32 protein-coding genes are annotated in these 21274 nt (G+C 41.7%); 28 read left to right on the forward strand and 4 right to left on the reverse strand.

Translation table 11 applies throughout. The features are described 5' to 3' along the window. Nucleotides 1-43: 43 nt before the first annotated feature. Nucleotides 44-808, reverse strand: a complete 765-nt coding sequence (gene menH / locus DY200_RS09070; protein ID WP_115587755.1) for a 2-succinyl-6-hydroxy-2,4-cyclohexadiene-1-carboxylate synthase — start codon at nt 806-808, stop codon at nt 44-46. After that, nucleotides 808-2514 carry a 2-succinyl-5-enolpyruvyl-6-hydroxy-3-cyclohexene-1-carboxylic-acid synthase gene (gene menD, locus DY200_RS09075; protein WP_115587756.1) on the reverse strand — a complete coding sequence of 569 codons (1707 nt, stop codon included), beginning with the start codon at nt 2512-2514 and terminating at the stop codon, nt 808-810. Before menD ends, menH begins: the two co-directional genes overlap by 1 nt. Before the next feature lie 253 nt (nt 2515-2767). On the opposite strand from menD, the gene DY200_RS09080 reads away from it, so the two are divergent. Genes DY200_RS09080 through nagA form a run of 6 tightly spaced genes read left to right on the forward strand, consistent with a single transcriptional unit; the run spans nt 2768 to nt 7921 of the window. After that, on the forward strand, nt 2768-3361 hold the full coding sequence (locus DY200_RS09080; RefSeq protein ID WP_115587757.1) for an SGNH/GDSL hydrolase family protein: 594 nt from the start codon (nt 2768-2770) through the stop codon (nt 3359-3361). 37 nt (nt 3362-3398) lie between these two features. Continuing rightward, entirely contained in the window at nt 3399-4088 is a 690-nt protein-coding gene (locus DY200_RS09085; protein WP_115587758.1) for an N-acetylmannosamine-6-phosphate 2-epimerase, read from the forward strand. Nucleotides 4089-4097: 9 nt separating this feature from the next. Next, on the forward strand, nt 4098-4970 hold the full coding sequence (locus DY200_RS09090) for an N-acetylmannosamine kinase (RefSeq protein ID WP_115587759.1): 873 nt from the start codon (nt 4098-4100) through the stop codon (nt 4968-4970). Between the two features lie 22 nt (nt 4971-4992). Beyond that, complete coding sequence (gene nanA, locus DY200_RS09095; RefSeq protein ID WP_115587760.1) at nt 4993-5871, forward strand: N-acetylneuraminate lyase; 879 nt, start codon at nt 4993-4995, stop codon at nt 5869-5871. Between the two features lie 49 nt (nt 5872-5920). Continuing rightward, a complete protein-coding gene (nagB, locus tag DY200_RS09100; RefSeq protein ID WP_005599267.1) occupies nt 5921-6724 on the forward strand; it encodes a glucosamine-6-phosphate deaminase in 804 nt (267 codons plus the stop codon). A gap of 51 nt (nt 6725-6775) precedes the next feature. Beyond that, nucleotides 6776-7921 carry an N-acetylglucosamine-6-phosphate deacetylase gene (gene nagA, locus DY200_RS09105; RefSeq protein WP_115587761.1) on the forward strand — a complete coding sequence of 382 codons (1146 nt, stop codon included), beginning with the start codon at nt 6776-6778 and terminating at the stop codon, nt 7919-7921. A 141-nt stretch (nt 7922-8062) separates the two neighbouring features. Here the strand turns inward: nagA and fumC are convergent, their stop codons facing one another. Next, nucleotides 8063-9457 carry a class II fumarate hydratase gene (gene fumC / locus DY200_RS09110; RefSeq protein WP_012263385.1) on the reverse strand — a complete coding sequence of 465 codons (1395 nt, stop codon included), beginning with the start codon at nt 9455-9457 and terminating at the stop codon, nt 8063-8065. 155 nt (nt 9458-9612) lie between these two features. After that, nucleotides 9613-10275: a TfoX/Sxy family DNA transformation protein gene (locus DY200_RS09115; RefSeq protein WP_115587762.1), complete on the reverse strand. Its 663-nt coding sequence runs from the start codon at nt 10273-10275 to the stop codon at nt 9613-9615. 407 nt (nt 10276-10682) lie between these two features. On the opposite strand from DY200_RS09115, the gene rpsJ reads away from it, so the two are divergent. The 22 genes from rpsJ to secY all read left to right on the forward strand — a co-directional run bounded on the left by rpsJ (nt 10683) and on the right by secY (nt 21270). Continuing rightward, the gene (gene rpsJ / locus DY200_RS09120) at nt 10683-10994 is read left to right on the forward strand and encodes a 30S ribosomal protein S10 (protein WP_001181005.1); all 312 of its coding nucleotides are present in this window, start codon (nt 10683-10685) and stop codon (nt 10992-10994) included. Between the two features lie 25 nt (nt 10995-11019). Next, nucleotides 11020-11646: a 50S ribosomal protein L3 gene (rplC, locus tag DY200_RS09125; protein WP_005599280.1), complete on the forward strand. Its 627-nt coding sequence runs from the start codon at nt 11020-11022 to the stop codon at nt 11644-11646. 15 nt (nt 11647-11661) lie between these two features. Next, nucleotides 11662-12264 carry a 50S ribosomal protein L4 gene (rplD, locus tag DY200_RS09130; RefSeq protein WP_005599282.1) on the forward strand — a complete coding sequence of 201 codons (603 nt, stop codon included), beginning with the start codon at nt 11662-11664 and terminating at the stop codon, nt 12262-12264. Beyond that, a complete protein-coding gene (rplW, locus tag DY200_RS09135; RefSeq protein ID WP_005711171.1) occupies nt 12261-12566 on the forward strand; it encodes a 50S ribosomal protein L23 in 306 nt (101 codons plus the stop codon). The genes rplD and rplW overlap by 4 nt, the downstream gene beginning before the upstream one ends. 20 nt (nt 12567-12586) lie before the next feature. Then, a complete protein-coding gene (rplB, locus tag DY200_RS09140; RefSeq protein ID WP_014992368.1) occupies nt 12587-13408 on the forward strand; it encodes a 50S ribosomal protein L2 in 822 nt (273 codons plus the stop codon). A gap of 27 nt (nt 13409-13435) precedes the next feature. Continuing rightward, nucleotides 13436-13711, forward strand: a complete 276-nt coding sequence (gene rpsS, locus DY200_RS09145; RefSeq protein WP_005539416.1) for a 30S ribosomal protein S19 — start codon at nt 13436-13438, stop codon at nt 13709-13711. Nucleotides 13712-13721: 10 nt separating this feature from the next. Then, nucleotides 13722-14054: a 50S ribosomal protein L22 gene (gene rplV, locus DY200_RS09150; protein ID WP_010945717.1), complete on the forward strand. Its 333-nt coding sequence runs from the start codon at nt 13722-13724 to the stop codon at nt 14052-14054. 18 nt (nt 14055-14072) lie between these two features. Further along, on the forward strand, nt 14073-14780 hold the full coding sequence (gene rpsC, locus DY200_RS09155; RefSeq protein WP_005599293.1) for a 30S ribosomal protein S3: 708 nt from the start codon (nt 14073-14075) through the stop codon (nt 14778-14780). A 13-nt stretch (nt 14781-14793) separates the two neighbouring features. Next, nucleotides 14794-15204: a 50S ribosomal protein L16 gene (gene rplP / locus DY200_RS09160; protein WP_005599294.1), complete on the forward strand. Its 411-nt coding sequence runs from the start codon at nt 14794-14796 to the stop codon at nt 15202-15204. Then, nucleotides 15204-15395 (forward strand): 50S ribosomal protein L29, encoded by a 192-nt coding sequence (gene rpmC / locus DY200_RS09165; protein WP_005599295.1) that lies wholly within the window; start codon nt 15204-15206, stop codon nt 15393-15395. Before rplP ends, rpmC begins: the two co-directional genes overlap by 1 nt. Then, a complete protein-coding gene (gene rpsQ / locus DY200_RS09170; protein ID WP_005599296.1) occupies nt 15395-15649 on the forward strand; it encodes a 30S ribosomal protein S17 in 255 nt (84 codons plus the stop codon). The genes rpmC and rpsQ overlap by 1 nt, the downstream gene beginning before the upstream one ends. Nucleotides 15650-15889: 240 nt before the next feature. Continuing rightward, the gene (rplN, locus tag DY200_RS09175; RefSeq protein WP_005619403.1) at nt 15890-16261 is read left to right on the forward strand and encodes a 50S ribosomal protein L14; all 372 of its coding nucleotides are present in this window, start codon (nt 15890-15892) and stop codon (nt 16259-16261) included. A 10-nt stretch (nt 16262-16271) separates the two neighbouring features. After that, a complete protein-coding gene (gene rplX / locus DY200_RS09180) occupies nt 16272-16583 on the forward strand; it encodes a 50S ribosomal protein L24 (RefSeq protein ID WP_005599300.1) in 312 nt (103 codons plus the stop codon). Between the two features lie 17 nt (nt 16584-16600). Further along, nucleotides 16601-17140 carry a 50S ribosomal protein L5 gene (gene rplE / locus DY200_RS09185; RefSeq protein WP_005619405.1) on the forward strand — a complete coding sequence of 180 codons (540 nt, stop codon included), beginning with the start codon at nt 16601-16603 and terminating at the stop codon, nt 17138-17140. Between the two features lie 11 nt (nt 17141-17151). Beyond that, entirely contained in the window at nt 17152-17457 is a 306-nt protein-coding gene (rpsN, locus tag DY200_RS09190; RefSeq protein ID WP_005602614.1) for a 30S ribosomal protein S14, read from the forward strand. Between the two features lie 36 nt (nt 17458-17493). Further along, on the forward strand, nt 17494-17886 hold the full coding sequence (gene rpsH / locus DY200_RS09195) for a 30S ribosomal protein S8 (RefSeq protein WP_005619408.1): 393 nt from the start codon (nt 17494-17496) through the stop codon (nt 17884-17886). Between the two features lie 16 nt (nt 17887-17902). Further along, nucleotides 17903-18436: a 50S ribosomal protein L6 gene (gene rplF / locus DY200_RS09200; RefSeq protein ID WP_014992364.1), complete on the forward strand. Its 534-nt coding sequence runs from the start codon at nt 17903-17905 to the stop codon at nt 18434-18436. Between the two features lie 14 nt (nt 18437-18450). Continuing rightward, entirely contained in the window at nt 18451-18804 is a 354-nt protein-coding gene (gene rplR, locus DY200_RS09205) for a 50S ribosomal protein L18 (RefSeq protein WP_005599310.1), read from the forward strand. Between the two features lie 14 nt (nt 18805-18818). After that, complete coding sequence (gene rpsE, locus DY200_RS09210) at nt 18819-19319, forward strand: 30S ribosomal protein S5 (protein WP_005599314.1); 501 nt, start codon at nt 18819-18821, stop codon at nt 19317-19319. A 6-nt stretch (nt 19320-19325) separates the two neighbouring features. Next, nucleotides 19326-19505 (forward strand): 50S ribosomal protein L30, encoded by a 180-nt coding sequence (gene rpmD, locus DY200_RS09215; RefSeq protein WP_005599315.1) that lies wholly within the window; start codon nt 19326-19328, stop codon nt 19503-19505. 4 nt (nt 19506-19509) lie between these two features. Beyond that, a complete protein-coding gene (gene rplO / locus DY200_RS09220; protein ID WP_005602615.1) occupies nt 19510-19944 on the forward strand; it encodes a 50S ribosomal protein L15 in 435 nt (144 codons plus the stop codon). A gap of 3 nt (nt 19945-19947) precedes the next feature. After that, nucleotides 19948-21270 (forward strand): preprotein translocase subunit SecY, encoded by a 1323-nt coding sequence (gene secY / locus DY200_RS09225; protein ID WP_043991919.1) that lies wholly within the window; start codon nt 19948-19950, stop codon nt 21268-21270. Nucleotides 21271-21274 lie beyond the last annotated feature (4 nt).

Here is a 21274-nt window from a genome sequence, read left to right on the forward strand (position 1 = left end):
TATATTGTTCTAAAAATTAAAGCTATCCTTTGGGATAGCTTTTTTACTTTTTAATCAGTGCCAATAGTGCATCGGTAAAAGATTCCGGGTTTTCATAATGTGCGTTATGTCCGGCATTAGGAATAAGCTGATGATGAAGTTTATTATCGGAGACGATTTTTCTAAATTTCCGATCATATTCGCCGATCAAAAAAGTGATAGTCTGCCGAGCTTCGGAGAGCTGCGGTAAAAAATAAGGTTGCGTTGCTAGGCTGGTTGCTTCGAGCATAACAGCAACGCCCAATCCGCTATTGTTTTGTCGTTTTTCGATTAAATTTGACCGCTTGTGTTGGTCTAAATTGGCAAAAACGGCTTGTTGATACCAATCATTGAGTACTTCCGCCATCGGCTCATGGCGGAAACGTTCCGCCCATTGATGATCGTTTTGCCAACGTGCTTGGCGTTCCGCATCCGTCGCTAAGCCGATATTCGCTCCTTCAAGAATCGTCTGTTTTAGCTGAGGATTATTGGCATTAAGCGCATAGTCCAAAGCTAAACGCCCGCCCAACGAATAGCCGACCAAATAAAAAGGCTGATTGCCGATATAATGCAGAACGGTTTGATGAATCAATTCTCTCGCGTGGGAAAAGCCGTAGCAGGGGATATGTTCGCTTGCGCCATGCAGAGGAAGGTCAATGGTAAGCGGTCGAATTTGCGGAAAATTTTGCAAGCGGTCTAGCACCGCTTGCCAATCTTGTTGCGAACCGAGTAAACCGTGTAGAAAAACTACCGGCATACCCGTTTCACGATGCCATGTTGCGTGGAGCATTAGGCAATTTCCGCTTGTGAGATTTGTTTGATTAACGATTTATAAAGGTTGCTACCGTCTTGATCATTTACTTTGATTTCAACGATGGTCACCCCTTTACGTCCGTAAGCGAGTTTAAGTTTGGCTTTAAGATCCGCCCAAGTAAACGGACGGATATATTCGATGCCGAACATGGTCGCAATCGGAGCAAATTCGTAGTTGTGTGGTAAACGGTAGAATTGTTCTTTCGCTTGCGCTTCCACTGGTAACATATCGAAAATCGCACCGCCGCTGTTATTAATTACAAATAAAATACACGGATGGCTAATTTTATTCAGTAATGAAACCGAATTAAGATCATGTAAGGCGGAAATATCACCGATAACGCCAACCGTTGGCTGACCGCTACCTTTTGCCACGCCCGCCATCGTTGCGATTAAACCGTCAATGCCGCTGGCACCGCGGTTGGTATAAACCGGATAACCTTCCGGTAATTTACATAGGGCATCAACTAAACGTACGAATAAGCTGTTACCGATAAATAAATTACCGTTAGTTGCCAAGACTTCTTCGATATGATGTGCTAATGAAGCTTCGTTTAGGCTGCCACCGACTTGTTGCTCAATAAAACCGGCACAGAATTGTGAAAGTGCCAGCGGCTCTAATAACCACGGTTTTTGGCGAAGCGGCGGATGTACGCGTAAGAAGTGGTGCGCTTTTGCCACAAAGCGGGTTTGATGATGAGCAAACGGATTGAGGTAATTGCTGTATTCATCCACTTGCCAAAACTCGCCTTTAAATTCTTCAAGGAATTTATTCACCCTTTTACTCACGATTTGGCTACCGAATTGAATCACGATATCCGCTTGTAACAAGCGTTGGTGAACCGTATTGTTCGACAACCAAATATCTGCATACGGTAAGCTTGCATCTACGCAAGATTGTACATCGGTAAGTAAGCACCAGCCGAGGGTTTCCGCCCAAGCTTTAATGCCAATACCTTGCTCAACCGGTAATTTACCCACCACGATTACACCGCGTTTGGTACGCCAATAATCCCAATTCTCGTGCATCGACACTTCGCTTTGAATCGTTTGGCTGTTAATCCATTTGGTTTGTGAATTGATTAACCAGCTTTGAATCGGCTTTAACCACGGATGTGTGCCGATTGCGTTTTCATCCGCTTCATAAAGCGGCTCGGCAAACGGCGCATTGATATGTACCACACCGCCTTGTTGGCTTTGTGTGACACAAGCCTGTTCAATCGTTGCAACTAACCAGCCGGCGTTATAGTGCTCCGCCGGTTTCGGCAAATTAACGCCGGCTATCGGATAATCGGCGAAAATACCTTGCTGCGGAATCGCTTGATTTGCGCCGCAACCGATTAATTCCGGCGGACGATCGGCGGAAAGTACGATCAATTTATGATGAGTCAAGCTCGCTTCGATAACCGCCGGATAAAGATTAGCGACCGCCGTTCCGGAAGTCACAATAATTGCGACCGGATCATTGGTCACTTTAGCGATACCCAAAGCAAAAAAGCCCAATCCGCGTTCATCAAAATGACTGTGGCATTGTGCTTGTTGATTTTGTTGTAATTGTAGGGCTTCGAGAGTTAAAGGTGTTGAACGTGAACCCGGCGCAATACAGAAATGTTTTACGCCGTAACGTAATAAGGCGTTCACTATCACTTTTGCCCACGTACGGTTAAAGGTGCTGACTGTCATATCTCTTCCCTGTTTTTCTATAACTGGTTGAATTTTCACTAAATGATAAGATTGTAGCAAAATCTGGTAAAAATAGGTGGAAAAATTACCGCTTGCTATTCATTTTATTTCGTTTTTTCTCGAGCTATTTTTCATTCGTTGGAAAAATTAATGAGAAGTACTTCACAGATTTTAAACTTTATGAATGAAAATTGCTCCATTGAAGCTATAATAAATGGTGTATTTATTCATAAAATTTATAGGGTTTGGAGAAATGTTATCAGATTCAGATATTTTCCAACGTTATCAAACCAAGTCCGGAGAATTCGAGCGAGAAGCCGCAATCAGTTTAGTCGGTCATTCTTTATTTGATATGTGGAATGATTGGCAAGCGGAGATTGTGTTAAAAGGACAATCGGTCGCTAATTTGGGCATTTCCGGCGTGAGTACTCGTCAATACTTAGATGTGATTGCGAAACCGCAACATATTAAAAAGCTGGGACAGTCCGTTTTCTTTTTTCTCGGCGTGAACGATATTGTTAAAGAAGCCGATTATTCTCCGGCGCAAGTGATGGAATGGTTATTGCAAATTATCGAGCAAATTAGACCGCTTGCTACGCCGCATACCCGTTATTTTTTACTTGAAGCCACGCCTGTTTGTCGTATTAATACGGTAACGAATGCTCAAATTCAGCAACTTAATACTTATTTAGCCGAACATTGTCCGCCCCATATTACATTTATTAAGACGTTTGATGCGTTTGCCGATCATAAAGGTGATTTGAATGCCGATTTAACCACGGACGGGTTACATTTTAATTTACAAGGTTATGCAGTTTTGCGTCAGTTATTAGAAAGCTATGTATAAGCTGTATTTGAAAGCATAACGAACTCAAGGAGTTTATATGTCAAAGTTATCTCATACGGAAGTATTGAATACGATTCGAAACGGTTTAATCGCTTCGTGTCAGCCGGTTGATGACGGCCCGATGGACAAACCGGAGATCGTGGCGGCGATGGCGCAAGCCTCGCTTATCGGCGGTGCGGCAGGATTACGCATTGAAGGGGTCGATAATTTAAAAGCGACTCGTCCGACGGTGAAAGCGCCGATTATTGCGATTGTAAAACGTGATTTACCGGATAGTCCGGTACGTATTACACCGTTTTTACAAGATATTGATGATCTAGCTACAGCCGGTGCCGATATTATTGCGGTGGACGGTACGGATCGTGTTCGACCGGTTACGATTGAAGCGGCGTTAAAACGTATTCACGAGCAAGGCTGTTTGGCCATGGCGGACTGCTCGACTTTGGCAGAGGGGTTATATTGTCAGCAACTCGGTTTTGATATTGTCGGTAGTACGATGTCGGGTTATACCGGCGGAGAAGTACCGAATGAACCGGATTATCAGCTGGTAAAAGACTTAAAAGCGGCCGGCTGCTTCGTGATGGCGGAAGGGCGTTATAACTCGCCGCAACTGGCAAAAACCGCGATTGAAATCGGTGCGGATTGCGTTACGGTCGGTTCGGCATTAACACGTTTGGAACATATCGTGAGTTGGTTTGCCGACGAGATAAAAACCGCAAAAGTTTAGGAGGCGTTTATGCGTTGTTTGGCATTAGATATCGGCGGGACTAAAATTGCCTCGGCATTAGTCGAAAACGGCATAATTTCTCAACGCCGACAAATCGGCACACCGCAACAAGATGCGGCGGAAGCAATGCATCAAACGTTGGCGGACATTTTGCAACAGTACCAAGGGCAGTTTGATGCGGTATCGGTAGCTTCGACCGGTATTATCAATAACGGCGTTTTAACCGCATTAAATCCGAAGAATTTAGGCGGGTTGGCTTTTTTCCCGTTGCAAGAAAGTATTGCACGTCATACCGATAAACCGATTTTCTTGTTAAATGACGTACAGGCGGCGGCTTGCGCCGAATATCAACATCAAGATAAACAAGCGGTCGAAAATTTCGTCTTTATTACCGTTTCAACCGGGGTTGGCGGCGGCATTATCCAAAACGGCAAATTGCTAACCCAACCGAATGGCGTAGCAGGACATATCGGGCATACTTTAGCGGATCCGAACGGACCTGTTTGCGGCTGTGGTCGCCGAGGCTGTGTGGAAGCGGTTGCTTCCGGGCGAGCGATTGAAGCGGTTTCAAGCCGATGGACGGAACCTTGTACGCCGAAACAAGTGTTTGAGCAATTCCAAGCGGGCAGAGTGCAAGCGGTCGAATTAGTCGAAAAATCTGCAAAAGCCATTGCTAATTTAGTGGCGGATTTAACCATCGGTTTAGATACGCAAAAAGTGGTGATCGGCGGCAGTGTCGGCTTGGCGGAAGGTTATTTACCGCTCGTGCAAAAATATTTATCCGAAATGCCGCATTTCTATCATTGTGAATTGGAAGCAGCAAAATATGGCGGCGATGCCGGTTTAATCGGTGCGGCGGCATGGGCGGAACAACATTTTTAATTGAATTGATAAGGAACATAATATGAAAAACTTAACCGGTATTTTTAGTGCGTTACTCGTGGCATTCAACGAGGACGGCTCAATTAATGAAAAAGGCTTACGCCAAATCATTCGTCATAATATCGACAAAATGAAAGTGGACGGTTTATATGTCGGCGGTTCGACCGGCGAAAACTTTATGCTTTCTACTGCGGAGAAAAAGGAAATCTTCCGTATCGCAAAAGACGAAGCGAAAGATCAAATTGCCCTGATTGCCCAAGTAGGTAGCGTGAATTTACAAGAAGCGGTCGAATTAGGGAAATACGCAACCGAATTAGGCTATGACTGTTTATCGGCGGTGACACCGTTCTATTACAAATTCAGCTTTGCCGAAATCAAACATTATTACGACACCATTATTGCGGAAACCGGCAACAATATGATCGTCTATTCGATTCCGTTCTTAACCGGTGTGAATATCGGTGTCGAGCAGTTCGGCGAATTGTATAAAAACCCGAAAATTTTAGGCGTAAAATTTACCGCAGGCGATTTCTATTTATTGGAACGTTTGAAAAAAGCCTATCCGAATCATTTAATTTGGGCGGGTTTTGATGAAATGATGTTACCGGCAGTGGCACTAGGTGTGGACGGTGCAATCGGTTCGACCTTCAACGTGAACGCACCGCGCGCTCGTCAAATTTTTGAATTGACCAAACAAGGTAAATTGGCGGAAGCGTTAGCGGTACAACACGTGACCAATGATTTGATTGAAGGCATTTTAGCGAACGGTTTATATCTCACCATTAAAGAGTTACTTAAATTACAAGGTGTGGAAGCCGGTTATTGCCGTGAACCGATGACCGCTAAAGCAACCGACAAACAACTTGAAGTGGCAAAAGTGCTTTATGCAAAATTTTTATAAAATTTGACCGCTTGTGATATAGCTATAACAACAATAATTAGGAAATCTTATGCGTCTTATCCCGTTACAAACCAGTGAGCAAGTAAGCCGTTGGGCAGCTCGCCATATTGTTGAACGAATCAATCGATTTCAGCCGACCGCTGATCGTCCTTTTGTGTTAGGTTTGCCGACCGGCGGTACGCCGTTACAAACCTATAAAGAATTGATTCGCTTATATCAAGCCGGCGAAGTGAGCTTTCAGCACGTGGTGACCTTTAATATGGACGAATATGTCGGCTTACCTAAGGAACATCCGCAGAGTTACCATACCTTTATGTACCGTAACTTCTTTGATCATATCGATATCCAACCGCAAAATATCAATATTTTGAACGGCAATACCGAGGATCACGATGCGGAATGTCGCCGTTATGAAGAGAAAATCAAGTCATACGGCAAAATTCACTTATTTATGGGCGGCGTCGGTGTGGACGGTCATATTGCGTTTAACGAACCGGCTTCCTCTTTGGGTTCTCGTACTCGTATTAAAACCTTGACCGAAGATACCTTAATCGCCAATTCGCGCTTTTTTGATAATGATATTACTAAAGTGCCGAAATACGCTTTAACCGTCGGTGTGGCGACATTACTCGATGCGGAAGAAGTGATGTTGCTGATTACCGGCTATAATAAAGCGTTGGCGTTACAGGCTTGTGTCGAAGGCTCGGTAAACCATATGTGGACAGTTAGTGCCTTACAACTGCACAAACGAGGCATCGTAGTGTGTGACGAACCGGCAACGCAAGAACTCAAAGTCAAAACCGTGAAATATTTCACCCAATTGGAAACGCAAGCGATTCAAAGCGTGTTGTAAGTTTTAAGGTCTGTTACACTATAAACAGACCTTTTCATTTGGAGAACAAGAATGAAATATGCTTTTACTAATAGCGTGATTTATACCGCCAAAGAGGTGCTTTACGGACACGCTGTGGTTATTGAAAATGACAGAATTCAAGCGATTGTTCGTGAAGAACAATTAGCGGACGATATCCAACGTATCGATTTACAAGGGCATAATCTTACCGCCGGTTTTATTGATTTACAGCTAAACGGCTGTGGCGGCGTAATGGTAAATAGTGAACCGACCGTCCGCACTTTTGAGATTATGCAGCAAACCAATTTACGTTCCGGCACGACAAGTTATTTGCCGACCTTTATTACTGCGCCTGATGAGGGAATGAAGCAAGTAGTGGCGGCGATGCGTGATTATTTGCAGAAATATCAAAACCAAGCGCTCGGCTTGCATTTGGAAGGCCCTTATCTCAGCCTTGAGAAAAAAGGTGTACACCGTGCCGAATATGTGCGTGAAATCAGCACCGAAATGCAGCAGTTTTTATGTGATAACGCTGATGTGATCACCAAAATTACCTTAGCGGCGGAAAACCCGACCGCAAAAGCAATTCCTGAGTTTGTGAAGAGCGGCATCATTGTGTCGGTCGGGCATTCGAACGCCACTTATGAAGTGGCAAAACAAGCGTTTGCCAACGGTGCGACCTTTGCTACCCATTTACACAATGCGATGTCGCCGATTAGTTCCGGACGTGCAATGGGCGTTGTCGGTGCGGTGTTAGACAGCGATGAGGTTTATACCGGTATTATTGTGGACGGTTTACACGTCGAATTCGGTAATGTCAAAATCGCCAAACGAGCTAAAGGCGATAAACTTTGTATCGTTACTGATGCCACCGCAGCGGCAGGTTCGGATATCGAACAATTTGATTTTGTCGGTACGACCGTATATGTGCGTGACGGCAAATGCTATGACGCTAACGGCACTTTAGGCGGAGCATCCATTACGATGATCGAATCGGTTAAAAATGCGGTGCAAGAAGTCGGTATTCCGTTAGATGAAACGCTAAGAATGTGTAACTACTATCCGGCGAAAGCGATTGGTGTTGATGATCGTTTAGGTTCGATTGAAGCGGGGAAAATTGCGAATCTGACCGTCTTTACCAACCGTTTTGAAGTTATCGGTTGTGCGGTAAACGGCGAATGGAACGCTTTTAGCTAAGATTCAATAAGTATTGAATGAAACAAGCGGTTAAATTTCGAGAAAGTTTTGCAAAAAAACACTGAAATTTAACCGCTTGTTCTACAACTTGACATAGTAAAAAAGGCTATCGTTTGATAGCCTTTTCATATAAGTGTTAGCTTATTTTAAGCTACCCACCATATCTTCCGGACGAACCCACTCGTCGAATTGTTCTGCGGTCACTAAGCCTAAGTTAATCGCTTCTTCTTTTAAAGTTGTACCGTTTTTATGTGCGGTTTTCGCAATTTTCGCCGCATTTTCATAACCGATATGCGTATTTAATGCGGTTACCAACATTAATGATTGGTCAAGCTGTTGCTTAATGCGTTGGTAATTCGGTTCGATACCTGTCGCACAATGTTCGTCAAACGAGATACAAACGTCCGCTAAAAGTTGCGCGGATTGTAAGAAGTTTGCCGCCATTACCGGTTTAAATACGTTTAATTGGAAGTGACCTTGGCTACCGGCAAATGAAATAGTGGTATCGTTACCTAATACTTGTGCCGCAACCATCGTCATCGCTTCGCATTGAGTCGGGTTTACTTTACCCGGCATAATTGATGAACCCGGTTCGTTTTCAGGAATTAAAATTTCGCCGATACCGGAACGAGGGCCTGAAGCTAATAAACGAATGTCGTTCGCAATTTTGAATAAAGACATCGCAATTTGTTTTAACGCACCATGTGTTTCAACGATTGCATCGTGAGTTGCTAATGCTTCGAATTTATTTTCCGCCGTGATAAACGGTAAACCGGTAAATTTTGCAATATATTCGGCAACTTTCACATCATAGCCTTTCGGTGTATTTAAGCCGGTACCTACCGCCGTACCGCCTAATGCCATTTGACGTAAATGCGGTAAAGTGTTTTTCAGTGCGATTAAACCGAAATGTAATTGTGCCGCATAAGCGGAAAATTCTTGACCTAATGTTAATGGCGTCGCATCCATTAAGTGCGTACGGCCGATTTTTACTACGTCTTTAAATGCTTCCGATTTTGCCGCAAAGGTTTTTTGTAAACGTTCTACCGCAGGGATAGTTTGTTCAACCACTTTTTTATAAGCGGCGATGTGCATTGCTGTCGGATAAGTGTCGTTTGACGATTGTGATTTGTTTACGTCATCATTCGGGTGAATAACCGATTTCTCACCTAATTTACCGCCGTGAATAACATGCGCACGGTTTGCAATAACTTCATTTAAGTTCATATTGGATTGCGTACCGGAACCGGTTTGCCAGATTACAAGCGGGAATTCTTCGTCTAATTTACCGGCAAGGATTTCATCACAGGCTTGAGCGATTAAATCACGTTTTTCCGCAGGCAATACGCCTAAATCTGTGTTGGCAAATGCCGCAGCTTTTTTCAAGTAACCGAACGCTTCAATAATTTCTTTAGGCATTGACGCTTCGGGACCGATTTTAAAATTATTACGTGAACGCTCGGTTTGTGCCGCCCAATAACGATTAGCAGGTACTTGAACTTCGCCCATGGTATCTTTTTCAATACGGAATTCCATTGTGTTCTCCTATGGATAAAAGTAGATTTTACTTAAATAAACTAACAAGTTATAGGTAGGATGGTAGCATTGAGATAATCAGAAAGGAACCGGCTTACAGTATTCCTTCCCGGTTTTTTTATTGATTTTGTGACATGGATCATAAATAAAGCAAATTAGCTAGCCTGTGAGATAGTGAAGCGTTTACGTAGGCCTGCGTTATAGAGAGATAAATCGGCTTCAATTAATAGGGATTGTTTTTCTTGCTTGGATAACATATAGATATATTTATGTTCGAGCGCAGCGTAGAGTTTAAAGAGGAGTAATTCGGTTACTTCCAAGCCTAGCATTATCAGTTTTACAAACGCATTAATTACGCCTACGTTTTTTAAATCATCTACGGTATAAATCTCAATACGCGCCAATAACCTTTCTATATTGATATTCAAATTAGGAAGCAGACGAATTTTATTTTTATTTTGAGAAATCAATTTGGCCTTTGCAGTTTGATATTCTTCGATAGCAGAGAGAATCCAATGAGTATATAAATGAAGATTGTGAATAATAGAAGAAGGTATAAGATAAAAAATATGAGATTGTTGCTTACCGATACGGCGATCAATTAAAAAATGTATCGGTATGGTTCTTATAATTTCCGGATAGAATTGAGCGGATCTTCTTAAGTATAGTCGATCGTTTTTATGATCATAGAGGGCGAACATAGTATCGTCTTTAAATATTCCTAAGCCTAAGTAAGAAAAATAGCTTTTGAAGTTAATTTCTCCAAGAGGACTAAAAATCTCCTTAAGATATTGGAACTTTTTTGGGGATATTGCCATTATGTTTCTCCTTTTTTATATATGATTATTTTTTAATGAGTGAAATTTATGTATATTTTGCAAAATAAATTATTTAATGTCAATAATGTAAATATAATAAAGAGTAAAAATACGCCCGATTCGCTTTAAACGGCATTTTTCAGAAAAATAAAATTAAGTCTTGCTTTTAAGTGTTTTTTACACTAGAATACCGCCACTTTAACGCTCATCGTATTTACGATGTAGATGCGAAGATTTTTAGAGTCGCTTGGTGTAATCATTTATCAAGCGGTACTACAGATATTGTAGTACATACAATGTTTCCGATTTGGAAACTATATAGGTATAACTGCGCTCCCTTATGCTATATGGTTTAAGTGGTAGTTCGGTTTTTTTATTAGCTAAATTTTAATTGGAGCTCTGGTCTAATGCAGAACCAAAGAATCCGTATCCGCTTAAAAGCATTTGATCATCGTTTAATTGATCAATCTACTGCGGAGATCGTAGAAACAGCTAAACGTACTGGTGCACAAGTTCGTGGTCCAATTCCTTTACCAACTCGTAAAGAACGTTTTACTGTATTGATTTCTCCACACGTGAACAAAGATGCACGTGACCAATATGAAATCCGTACTCACAAACGTTTAGTTGATATTGTTGAGCCAACAGAAAAAACTGTTGATGCATTAATGCGTTTAGATCTAGCTGCTGGCGTTGATGTTCAGATTAGTCTAGGTTAATTGGGAATTTTAAGAGGTTATTACAATGATTGGTTTAGTCGGTCGTAAAGTTGGTATGACCCGCGTTTTCACTGAAGACGGCGTGTCAATTCCAGTTACCGTTATCGAAATCGAAGCCAACCGTGTTACTCAAGTTAAAACCCTTGAAAACGATGGCTATTCTGCAATTCAAGTTACTACCGGTTCGAAAAAAGCGAATCGCGTAACTAAGCCGGAAGCAGGCCATTTCGTGAAAGCAGGTGTTGAAGCTGGTCGCGGTTTATGGGAATTTCGTACTGAAGGTGAAGAATTCACTTTAGGTCAAGAAATCAATGTTGACATCTTCACAGATGTTAAAAAAGTAGATGTTACCGGTACTTCTAAAGGTAAAGGTTTCCAAGGTGGTGTTAAACGTTGGAACTTCCGTACCCAAGATGCTACCCACGGTAACTCTTTATCACATCGTGTACTTGGTTCTATTGGTCAAAACCAAACTCCGGGTCGTGTGTTTAAAGGTAAAAAAATGGCAGGACACTTAGGTGCTGAGCGTGTAACCGTTCAATCACTTGAAGTTGTTCGTGTAGATGCTGAGCGTAAATTATTATTAGTTAAAGGTGCCGTTCCGGGCGCAACTAATAGTGATGTTATCGTAAAACCGGCAGTTAAAGCATAAGTCTAGGAGATAGAGATGGAATTACAAGTTGTAGGTGCAAACGCACTAACTGTTTCTGAAACTACCTTCGGACGTGAGTTTAACGAAGCGTTAATCCACCAAGTAGTTGTTGCATATGCAGCAGGTGCTCGTCAAGGTTCACGCGCTCAAAAAACTCGTGCTGAAGTGTCTGGTTCAGGTAAAAAACCTTGGCGTCAAAAAGGTACAGGTCGCGCACGTTCAGGTGATATCAAATCACCAATCTGGCGTTCAGGTGGTATCACATTCGCTGCGAAACCACAAGATCACAGCCAAAAAGTGAACAAAAAAATGTACCGTGGTGCAATCAAAAGCATCCTTTCTGAATTAGTTCGTCAAGAACGTTTAGTGGTTGTTGAGAAATTCGAAATCGAAGCGCCAAAAACTAAAGTATTAGTACAAAAATTAAAAGATTTAGCGTTAAACGACGCTTTAATCATTACTGCAAACTTAGATGAGAATCTATTCTTAGCAGCACGTAACTTATACAAAGTAGATGTTCGTGATGTTCAAGGTATCGATCCGGTAAGTTTAATCGCTTTCGATAAAGTGGTTATCACTGCTGATGCGGTAAAACAAATTGAGGAGATGTTAGCATGATTCAACAAGAACGTTTGCTAAAAGTGCTTAAAGCACCACATATCTCTGAAAAAGCGACGAATAATGCTGAAAAAGACAACACTATCGTTTTCAAAGTAGCATTAGATGCTAACAAAGTTGAAATTGCTAACGCAGTTGAACAATTATTTGAAGTGAAAGTGGATTCTGTACGTACTGTTGTTGTTAAAGGTAAAACTAAACGTCACGGTGCTAAATCAGGTCGTCGTAGTGACTGGAAAAAAGCTTATGTTACTCTTCAAGAAGGTCAATCACTTGACTTCGTTGAAGGTGCGGCAGAGTAATTACGGAGGAGAATTTATAAATGGCTATCGTTAAATGTAAGCCGACCTCCGCTGGTCGTCGTCACGTAGTTAAAGTTGTTAACGCAGAATTACATAAGGGTAAACCTTATGCACCTTTATTAGATAGCAAATCTAAAACTGGTGGTCGTAACAATTTAGGTCGTATCACAACTCGTCACATTGGTGGCGGTCACAAACAACACTACCGTTTAGTGGATTTCAAACGTAACAAGTTAGATATCCCTGCAGTAGTTGAGCGTTTAGAATACGATCCAAACCGTTCTGCGAACATTGCATTAGTGCTTTATAAAGATGGTGAACGCCGTTATATCTTAGCACCAAAAGGTTTATCTGTTGGTGATACGATTCAAGCAGGCGCTTCAGCTCCAATTAAAGCTGGTAATGCGTTACCAATGCGTAATATCCCAGTAGGTACTACAGTTCATAACGTTGAATTAAAACCTGGTAAAGGTGGTCAAATTGCACGTTCTGCTGGTGCTTATGTACAAATTATCGCTCGTGAAGGTAACTATGTAACTTTACGTCTTCGTTCAGGCGAAATGCGTAAAGTATTAGCTGAGTGTACTGCAACCATCGGTGAAGTAGGTAACTCAGAGCATATGCTTCGCGTTCTTGGTAAAGCTGGTGCTAACCGCTGGAGAGGCGTTCGCCCTACAGTTCGTGGTACTGCGATGAACCCGGTAGACCACCCGCACGGTGGTGGTGAAGGTCGTAACTTCGGTAAACACCCTGTTACACCTTGGGGCGTTCAAACCAAAGGTAAGAAAACTCGTCACAACAAACGTACTGATAAATACATCGTACGTCGTCGTGGCAAATAATTTTATTCAATAATATAGGATAGTCCAATGCCACGTTCCCTCAAGAAAGGTCCTTTCCTTGACCTACACTTGTTGAAGAAGGTAGAGAAGGCGGTGGAAAGCGGGGATAAAAAACCAATTAAAACTTGGTCCCGTCGTTCAATGATCATTCCATCAATGATTGGTTTGACCATCGCAGTCCATAATGGTCGTCAGCACGTTCCAGTTTATGTATCAGACGAAATGATCGGTCATAAATTAGGTGAATTTGCACCGACTCGTACATACCGCGGTCATGCCGCAGATAAGAAAGCTAAGAAATAAGAGGTAAAAGATGGAAACTATTGCTAAACATCGTTACGCTCGTACCTCTGCACAAAAGGCTCGCTTAGTTGCTGACTTAATTCGCGGTAAAAAAGTTGCGCAAGCATTAGAAATTTTAACTTTCACAAACAAAAAAGCATCAGCTTTAGTTAAGAAAGTATTAGAATCAGCTATTGCAAACGCAGAGCACAATGATGGTGCAGATGTAGACGATCTTAAAGTTGCTAAAATCTTCGTAGATGAAGGTCCAAGCATGAAACGTGTAATGCCACGTGCAAAAGGTCGTGCAGATCGTATCTTAAAACGTACAAGCCACATTACTGTGGTTGTGTCAGATCGTTAATCGGTAGGAGAATAACAAATGGGTCAGAAAGTACATCCTAATGGTATTCGCCTTGGTATTGTTAAACCATGGAACTCTACTTGGTTCGCGAATACACAAGATTTCGCTGATAACTTAGACGGCGATTTCAAAGTACGTAAATTCTTAAACAAAGAGTTAGCGAACGCTTCAGTATCACGTATCACTATTGAACGTCCTGCAAAAAGCATTCGTGTAACTATCCACACAGCTCGTCCTGGTATCGTTATCGGTAAAAAAGGCGAAGATGTTGAAAAATTACGTAACGCAGTATCTCAAATTGCTGGCGTTCCGGCTCAAATCAACATCGCTGAAGTGAAAAAACCTGAGCTAGATGCTAAATTAGTAGCAGATAGCATCGCTTCTCAACTTGAACGTCGTGTAATGTTCCGTCGTGCAATGAAACGTGCGGTACAAAACGCAATGCGTTTAGGTGCTAAAGGTATCAAAGTTGAAGTTAGCGGTCGTTTAGGTGGTGCAGAAATCGCTCGCTCAGAGTGGTATCGTGAAGGCCGTGTGCCATTACATACACTTCGTGCAGACATCGACTATAACACTGCGGAAGCTCACACAACTTACGGCGTAATCGGCGTTAAAGTGTGGATCTTCAAAGGTGAAATCCTCGGTGGTATGGCTGCAGTGATTGAATCTGAAAAAGAACCAGCGGCACAGCCTAAAAAGGCGCCACGTGGCAAAGGTCGTAAATAAGGAGAATCACTGAATGTTACAACCAAAACGCACAAAATTCCGTAAAGTACACAAAGGCCGTAACCGTGGTATCGCGGGCGGTACAGAAGTGAGCTTCGGTACATTCGGTTTAAAAGCAGTTGGTCGCTGCCGTTTAACAGCTCGTCAAATCGAAGCGGCACGTCGTGCAATGACACGTGCAGTTAAACGTCAAGGTAAAATCTGGATCCGTGTGTTCCCAGACAAACCAATTACTGAAAAACCATTAGAAGTCCGTATGGGTAAAGGTAAAGGTAACGTTGAGTACTGGGTAGCTTTAATCCAACCGGGTAAAGTTTTATATGAAATGGATGGTGTTTCTGAAGAAATCGCACGTCACGCATTTGCGTTAGCGGCAGCGAAATTACCAGTTAAAACCACATTTGTAACTAAGACGGTGATGTAATGAAAGCTCAAGAACTACGTAACAAAAATGTTGAAGAGCTGAATGCTGAATTAATCAACCTTTTAGGTGAACAATTCAAATTGCGTATGCAAGCAGCCACCGGTCAGCTTCAACAAACCCATCAGTTAAAACAAGTGCGTCGTAGTATTGCACAAGTTAAAACTGTATTAACCGAAAAGGCGGGTGAGTAATGACTGATAAAATTCGTACAGTACAAGGTAAAGTAGTTAGCGACAAAATGGACAAATCATTTGTAGTTGCTATCGAACGTACAGTGAAACACCCTTTATACGGTAAATTCATTCGTCGTACTACTAAATTACACGTACACGATGAAAACAACGAAGCTAAATTAGGTGATGTAGTAGAAATTAAGGAATGTCGTCCTGTTTCAAAAACTAAATCGCACACTTTAGTTCGTGTTGTAGAAAAAGCAGTAGCTTAATCTACAAATTTATTGATAAACAAGCGGTGTAATACCGCTTGTTTTTTTGCAAATCTTAAGCCCTAAAGCTAAACTGTTAGGGCTTTTTTATTTGTGATTTTTAAGCGAAATATAACCGCTTATTTGTAAAATTTTATTTGATTTATAATAGGTTATTGAGGTATAATTCGCCACCTGCTTACATAGGGTAAGTGGGTTTTCGTCCCGAAAGGGTGTTTTTTAATTTAACGGAGCACTAATATGATCCAAGAACAGACTATGCTGGATGTTGCTGATAACTCAGGGGCTCGTAGCGTAATGTGTATCAAGGTTCTAGGTGGATCGCACCGTCGTTACGCTGCTATTGGCGACATTATCAAAGTTACTGTAAAAGAAGCAATTCCACGCGGTAAAGTTAAAAAAGGTGATGTGTTAAAAGCAGTTGTTGTGCGCACCAAGAAGGGTGTTCGTCGCCCAGATGGCTCAGTTATTCGTTTCGATGGTAACGCTTGTGTAATTTTAAACAATAACACTGAGCAACCAATCGGTACTCGTATTTTTGGACCTGTGACTCGTGAACTTCGTTCTGAGAAGTTTATGAAGATCATTTCATTAGCTCCAGAAGTACTGTAAGGGGAATGTAATGGCTGCTAAAATCCGTCAAAATGATGAAGTAATTGTTCTTACCGGTAAAGATAAGGGCAAACGTGGTAAGGTAACTCAAGTGTTACCAAACGGTAAAGTGATTGTTGAAGGCGTTAAAATCATCACTAAACATGAAAAACCGGTTCCTGCTTTAGGTAAAGCTGGTGGCTTAGTGAAGAAAGAAGCTGCAATTGATGCGTCAAATATTGCAATTTTCAATCCGAAAACAAATAAAGCTGACCGTGTAGGTTTTAGATTCGAAGACGGTAAAAAAGTACGTTTCTTCAAATCTAATAATGAAATTATTTAATTAACTGGAGTAATGCGATGGCGAAACTGCATGATTACTACAGAGATCAAGTAGTTAATGAATTAAAAGCTAAATTCAACTACTCATCTGTCATGCAAGTCCCACGAATCGAAAAGATTACCCTGAATATGGGTGTGGGTGAAGCATTGACCGATAAAAAACTTTTAGATAACGCAGTAGCGGATCTAACAGCAATTAGCGGTCAGAAACCTTTAATTACTAAAGCGCGCAAATCTGTTGCAGGCTTTAAAATCCGTCAGGGATATCCAATCGGATGCAAAGTAACCCTACGTGGCGAACGTATGTGGGAATTCTTTGAAAGATTGATTACTATCGCTGTTCCACGTATCCGTGACTTCCGTGGTTTAAATGCGAAGTCATTCGACGGTCGTGGTAATTACAGTATGGGTGTTCGTGAACAAATCATTTTCCCAGAAATCGACTATGATAAAGTAGATCGTGTACGTGGTTTAGATATTACTATCACCACAACTGCGAAAAGCGATGAAGAAGGCCAAGCTTTATTAGCTGCTTTCAATTTCCCATTCCGTAAATAAGGTAGGTTATCGTGGCAAAACAATCAATGATTGCACGTGATGTTAAACGTGCTAAATTAGCTGATAAATTCTACGCTAAACGTGAAGAATTAAAGAAAATCATCTCTGATGCAAATTCTTCAGACGAAGATCGTTGGGCGGCAGTGTTAAAACTACAAACACTTCCGCGCGATTCAAGTCCTAGCCGTCAGCGTAACCGTTGCCGCCAAACTGGTCGTCCACACGGTGTACTTCGTAAGTTTGGTTTAAGCCGTATTAAGGTACGTGAAGCTGCAATGCGCGGTGAAATTCCAGGCCTTAAGAAAGCAAGCTGGTAATAACCTCTTTTAATTTGGAATCATGGGAGTAAATACATGAGCATGCAAGATCCAATCGCAGATATGCTGACCCGTATTCGTAACGGTCAAGCTGCGAATAAAGTTGCAATCAGTATGCCTTCATCTAAGTTAAAAGTTGCTATTGCAAGCGTTTTAGCTGAAGAAGGTTATGTTGAGAGCTTCAAAATTGTTGAAGGTTCTAAACCTGAATTGGAAATCACTTTAAAATATTTCCAAAACAAACCGGTTGTAGAAAGTATCCAACGCGTAAGCCGTCCTGGTCTTCGTATTTACAAACGTAAAGACGAATTACCAAAAGTTATGGGTGGTTTAGGTATCGCAGTTGTTTCTACATCTAAAGGTGTAATGACCGACCGTGCAGCGCGTCAAGCGGGTCTCGGCGGTGAAATTATCTGTTACGTAGCATAATAGAGAGGTAGGAAGAATGTCTCGTGTTGCAAAAGCACCTGTTAATATTCCTGCCGGTGTTGAAGTAAAACTCAACGGTCAGCTATTAACAGTTAAAGGTAAAAACGGCGAGTTATCTCGTGAAATTCATAATGCAGTTGAAGTAAATCAAGATGCTAACGCATTAACTTTCGCACCACGTGCTGGTGTTGCAAATGCAGATGCTCAAGCAGGTACTGCTCGTGCACTTGTTAATGCTATGGTTATCGGTGTTACTGAAGGCTTTACTAAGAAATTGCAATTAGTCGGTGTTGGTTATAGAGCACAAATGAAAGGCAACGTAGTTGCTTTAAGTTTAGGCTATTCACACCCAATTGAACATACGTTGCCAGCTGGCGTAACTGGTGAATGTCCGTCTCAAACAGAAATTGTTCTTAAGAGTGCAGACAAACAGTTAATCGGCCAAGTAGCAGCTGATATTCGTGCATATCGCCGTCCAGAGCCTTATAAAGGCAAAGGTGTACGTTACTCGGATGAAGTAGTTCGTACAAAAGAAGCGAAGAAAAAGTAAAGTAAGGTAACACTATGGATAAGAAAGTAGCTCGTATCCGTCGTGCAACCCGTGCACGTCATTTAATGAGAGAGCAAGGTGCAACCCGTCTGGTTGTGCATCGCACGCCTCGCCATATTTATGCGCAGGTTATTGCACCTAATGGCTCAGAAGTACTAGCAGCAGCTTCAACTGTTGAGAAAGTAATTAAAGAGCAAGTTAAATATACTGGTAATAAAGACGCAGCTGCAGTAGTTGGTAAATTAGTTGCAGAACGTGCTTTAGCTAAAGGTATTCAAGCAGTTGCATTTGATCGTTCAGGTTTCAAATACCACGGTCGTGTGCAAGTATTAGCAGACGCTGCTCGTGAAGCTGGTCTACAGTTCTAATAGAGGAATTTGAGATGTCAAACATCGAAAAACAAGCTGGTGAACTGCAGGAAAAGCTAATCGCGGTTAACCGTGTATCAAAAACCGTAAAAGGTGGTCGTATCATGAGCTTCACTGCTTTGACAGTAGTAGGCGATGGTAACGGTCGTGTTGGTTTTGGTTACGGTAAAGCACGTGAAGTTCCAGCAGCGATCCAAAAAGCGATGGAAAAAGCTCGTCGCAATATGATTAACGTAGCTTTAAACGAAGGTACATTACAACATCCTGTTAAAGGTTCACACACTGGTTCACGCGTATTCATGCAACCGGCTAGCGAAGGTACTGGTATCATCGCCGGTGGTGCGATGCGTGCTGTCTTAGAAGTGGCGGGTGTTCGTAACGTTCTTTCTAAAGCATACGGTTCAACCAACCCAATTAACGTTGTTCGCGCAACAATCGATGCGCTTGCAAATATGAAATCACCTGAAATGGTTGCTGCTAAACGCGGTAAAACCGTTGAAGAAATTTTGGGGTAATTGAATATGGCAAAAACAATTAAAGTAACTCAAACTCGTAGCTCTATTGCTCGTTTACCGAAACATAAAGCAACGTTAAAAGGTTTAGGTCTTCGTCATATTCGTCATACAGTTGAATTAATCGATACTCCGGCAGTTCGCGGTATGATTAATCAAGTGTCATATATGGTTAAAGTGGAGGAATAATAGAATGCGTTTAAATTCTCTTTCTCCAGCTGAAGGTGCTAAGCACAGTGCTAAACGTTTAGGTCGTGGTATCGGTTCTGGTTTAGGTAAAACTGGTGGTCGCGGTCATAAAGGTCAAAAATCTCGTACAGGCGGCGGTGTTCGTCGTGGTTTCGAGGGTGGTCAAATGCCTTTATACCGTCGTTTACCAAAATTTGGTTTTACTTCATTAAAGTCATTCCATGTTGCTGAAATTCGTTTAAACGACTTAGCTAAAGTAGATGGTAACGAAGTAACTTTAGAATCACTTAAAGCTGCAAACGTAATCACTAAAGATATTTTATCTGTAAAAGTAATTTTAGCGGGTAAAATTGAAAAAGCGGTTGTAGTTAAAGGTTTAGGTGTAACTAAAGGCGCTAAAGCTGCTATCGAAGCTGCTGGCGGTTCTATCGAGGAATAATAGATGGCAAAGCAACCAGGGTACCAAGGTAGTACACAAAAAGGGACTGGCGAGCTTAAATCAAGATTATTATTTGTTTTAGGTGCGTTAATCGTTTTCCGTATCGGTTCTTTTATACCTGTTCCTGGCATTGATGCTTCTGTATTATCCGAATTAGTTCGACAACAGCAAGGCACCATCATTGACATGTTCAATATGTTCTCTGGTGGTGCTTTAAGCCGAGCGTCTATATTTGCATTAGGTATTATGCCTTATATTTCGGCGTCAATTATTGTTCAATTATTGACAGCGATTCATCCTCCTTTAGCAGAGCTGAAGAAAGAAGGTGAGGCAGGACGTCGTAAGATTAGTAAATATACTCGTTATGGTACATTGTTATTAGCATTTATTCAGTCTATTGGTATTTCAATTGCCCTACCGAATATGTTACAAGGATTAGTTCCTAATCCAAGTATCTTATTCTATGTAACTTCTGTAATCAGCCTAGTTACGGGAACAATGTTCCTTATGTGGTTAGGTGAGCAAATCACTGAGCGCGGTATCGGTAACGGTATCTCTTTGATTATCTTTGCAGGTATTGTTGCAGATTTACCGGCAACAATTGGGCAAACAATTGAGCAAGCTCGTCAAGGCGAAATTTCTCCACTTGTTCTTTTATTAGTAGCTATAATTGCATTTGCAGTAACATATTTTGTTGTCTTTGTTGAACGCGGACAAAGAAGAATTGTGGTAAATTATGCAAGTCGCCAGCAAGGCAGAATGATGGCGCCGGCTAGATCATCTCATTTACCATTAAAAGTTAATATGGCAGGTGTAATTCCTGCGATTTTCGCTTCAAGTATCATTTTATTCCCTGCAAGTATTACGCAGTGGTTTGGTCAAAGCGAAGGACTTGAGTGGTTATTTGACTTATCACAATTATTACAGCCAGGACAACCGTTATATCTTGTGTTATTCACAATGGCAGTAATCTTCTTTGCATTCTTCTATACGGGAATGCAATATAATCCTCGTGATACGGCGGATAATTTGAAGAAATCAGGTGCGTTTGTACCAGGTTATCGACCAGGCGAACAAACATCACGTTATATTGATAAAGTAATGACGCGTTTAACCTTAATCGGTGCGTTATATATTACTTTTGTTTGTTTGGTTCCTTATATCATTACATCTCTATGGAAAGTACCATTCCAATTAGGCGGTACTTCACTATTAATCGTAGTGGTAGTTATTATGGATTTCATCGCACAGGTTCAAAGTCATTTAATGTCATTACAATATGACTCTGTGTTGAAGAAAGCCAATTTGAAAGGCTTAGGGCAATAGTCCC

Origin of the sequence: Actinobacillus lignieresii (genome assembly GCF_900444945.1) — a bacterium.
Lineage (GTDB): Bacteria > Pseudomonadota > Gammaproteobacteria > Enterobacterales > Pasteurellaceae > Actinobacillus > Actinobacillus lignieresii.

Coding starts and splice junctions, on each gene's coding strand:
- menH (WP_115587755.1), bottom strand. CDS start 808: ATGCTCCACGCAACATGGCATCGTGAAACGGGTATGCCGGTAGTTTTT.
- menD (WP_115587756.1), bottom strand. CDS start 2,514: ATGACAGTCAGCACCTTTAACCGTACGTGGGCAAAAGTGATAGTGAAC.
- DY200_RS09080 (WP_115587757.1), top strand. CDS start 2,768: ATGTTATCAGATTCAGATATTTTCCAACGTTATCAAACCAAGTCCGGA.
- DY200_RS09085 (WP_115587758.1), top strand. CDS start 3,399: ATGTCAAAGTTATCTCATACGGAAGTATTGAATACGATTCGAAACGGT.
- DY200_RS09090 (WP_115587759.1), top strand. CDS start 4,098: ATGCGTTGTTTGGCATTAGATATCGGCGGGACTAAAATTGCCTCGGCA.
- nanA (WP_115587760.1), top strand. CDS start 4,993: ATGAAAAACTTAACCGGTATTTTTAGTGCGTTACTCGTGGCATTCAAC.
- nagB (WP_005599267.1), top strand. CDS start 5,921: ATGCGTCTTATCCCGTTACAAACCAGTGAGCAAGTAAGCCGTTGGGCA.
- nagA (WP_115587761.1), top strand. CDS start 6,776: ATGAAATATGCTTTTACTAATAGCGTGATTTATACCGCCAAAGAGGTG.
- fumC (WP_012263385.1), bottom strand. CDS start 9,457: ATGGAATTCCGTATTGAAAAAGATACCATGGGCGAAGTTCAAGTACCT.
- DY200_RS09115 (WP_115587762.1), bottom strand. CDS start 10,275: ATGGCAATATCCCCAAAAAAGTTCCAATATCTTAAGGAGATTTTTAGT.
- rpsJ (WP_001181005.1), top strand. CDS start 10,683: ATGCAGAACCAAAGAATCCGTATCCGCTTAAAAGCATTTGATCATCGT.
- rplC (WP_005599280.1), top strand. CDS start 11,020: ATGATTGGTTTAGTCGGTCGTAAAGTTGGTATGACCCGCGTTTTCACT.
- rplD (WP_005599282.1), top strand. CDS start 11,662: ATGGAATTACAAGTTGTAGGTGCAAACGCACTAACTGTTTCTGAAACT.
- rplW (WP_005711171.1), top strand. CDS start 12,261: ATGATTCAACAAGAACGTTTGCTAAAAGTGCTTAAAGCACCACATATC.
- rplB (WP_014992368.1), top strand. CDS start 12,587: ATGGCTATCGTTAAATGTAAGCCGACCTCCGCTGGTCGTCGTCACGTA.
- rpsS (WP_005539416.1), top strand. CDS start 13,436: ATGCCACGTTCCCTCAAGAAAGGTCCTTTCCTTGACCTACACTTGTTG.
- rplV (WP_010945717.1), top strand. CDS start 13,722: ATGGAAACTATTGCTAAACATCGTTACGCTCGTACCTCTGCACAAAAG.
- rpsC (WP_005599293.1), top strand. CDS start 14,073: ATGGGTCAGAAAGTACATCCTAATGGTATTCGCCTTGGTATTGTTAAA.
- rplP (WP_005599294.1), top strand. CDS start 14,794: ATGTTACAACCAAAACGCACAAAATTCCGTAAAGTACACAAAGGCCGT.
- rpmC (WP_005599295.1), top strand. CDS start 15,204: ATGAAAGCTCAAGAACTACGTAACAAAAATGTTGAAGAGCTGAATGCT.
- rpsQ (WP_005599296.1), top strand. CDS start 15,395: ATGACTGATAAAATTCGTACAGTACAAGGTAAAGTAGTTAGCGACAAA.
- rplN (WP_005619403.1), top strand. CDS start 15,890: ATGATCCAAGAACAGACTATGCTGGATGTTGCTGATAACTCAGGGGCT.
- rplX (WP_005599300.1), top strand. CDS start 16,272: ATGGCTGCTAAAATCCGTCAAAATGATGAAGTAATTGTTCTTACCGGT.
- rplE (WP_005619405.1), top strand. CDS start 16,601: ATGGCGAAACTGCATGATTACTACAGAGATCAAGTAGTTAATGAATTA.
- rpsH (WP_005619408.1), top strand. CDS start 17,494: ATGAGCATGCAAGATCCAATCGCAGATATGCTGACCCGTATTCGTAAC.
- rplF (WP_014992364.1), top strand. CDS start 17,903: ATGTCTCGTGTTGCAAAAGCACCTGTTAATATTCCTGCCGGTGTTGAA.
- rplR (WP_005599310.1), top strand. CDS start 18,451: ATGGATAAGAAAGTAGCTCGTATCCGTCGTGCAACCCGTGCACGTCAT.
- rpsE (WP_005599314.1), top strand. CDS start 18,819: ATGTCAAACATCGAAAAACAAGCTGGTGAACTGCAGGAAAAGCTAATC.
- rpmD (WP_005599315.1), top strand. CDS start 19,326: ATGGCAAAAACAATTAAAGTAACTCAAACTCGTAGCTCTATTGCTCGT.
- rplO (WP_005602615.1), top strand. CDS start 19,510: ATGCGTTTAAATTCTCTTTCTCCAGCTGAAGGTGCTAAGCACAGTGCT.
- secY (WP_043991919.1), top strand. CDS start 19,948: ATGGCAAAGCAACCAGGGTACCAAGGTAGTACACAAAAAGGGACTGGC.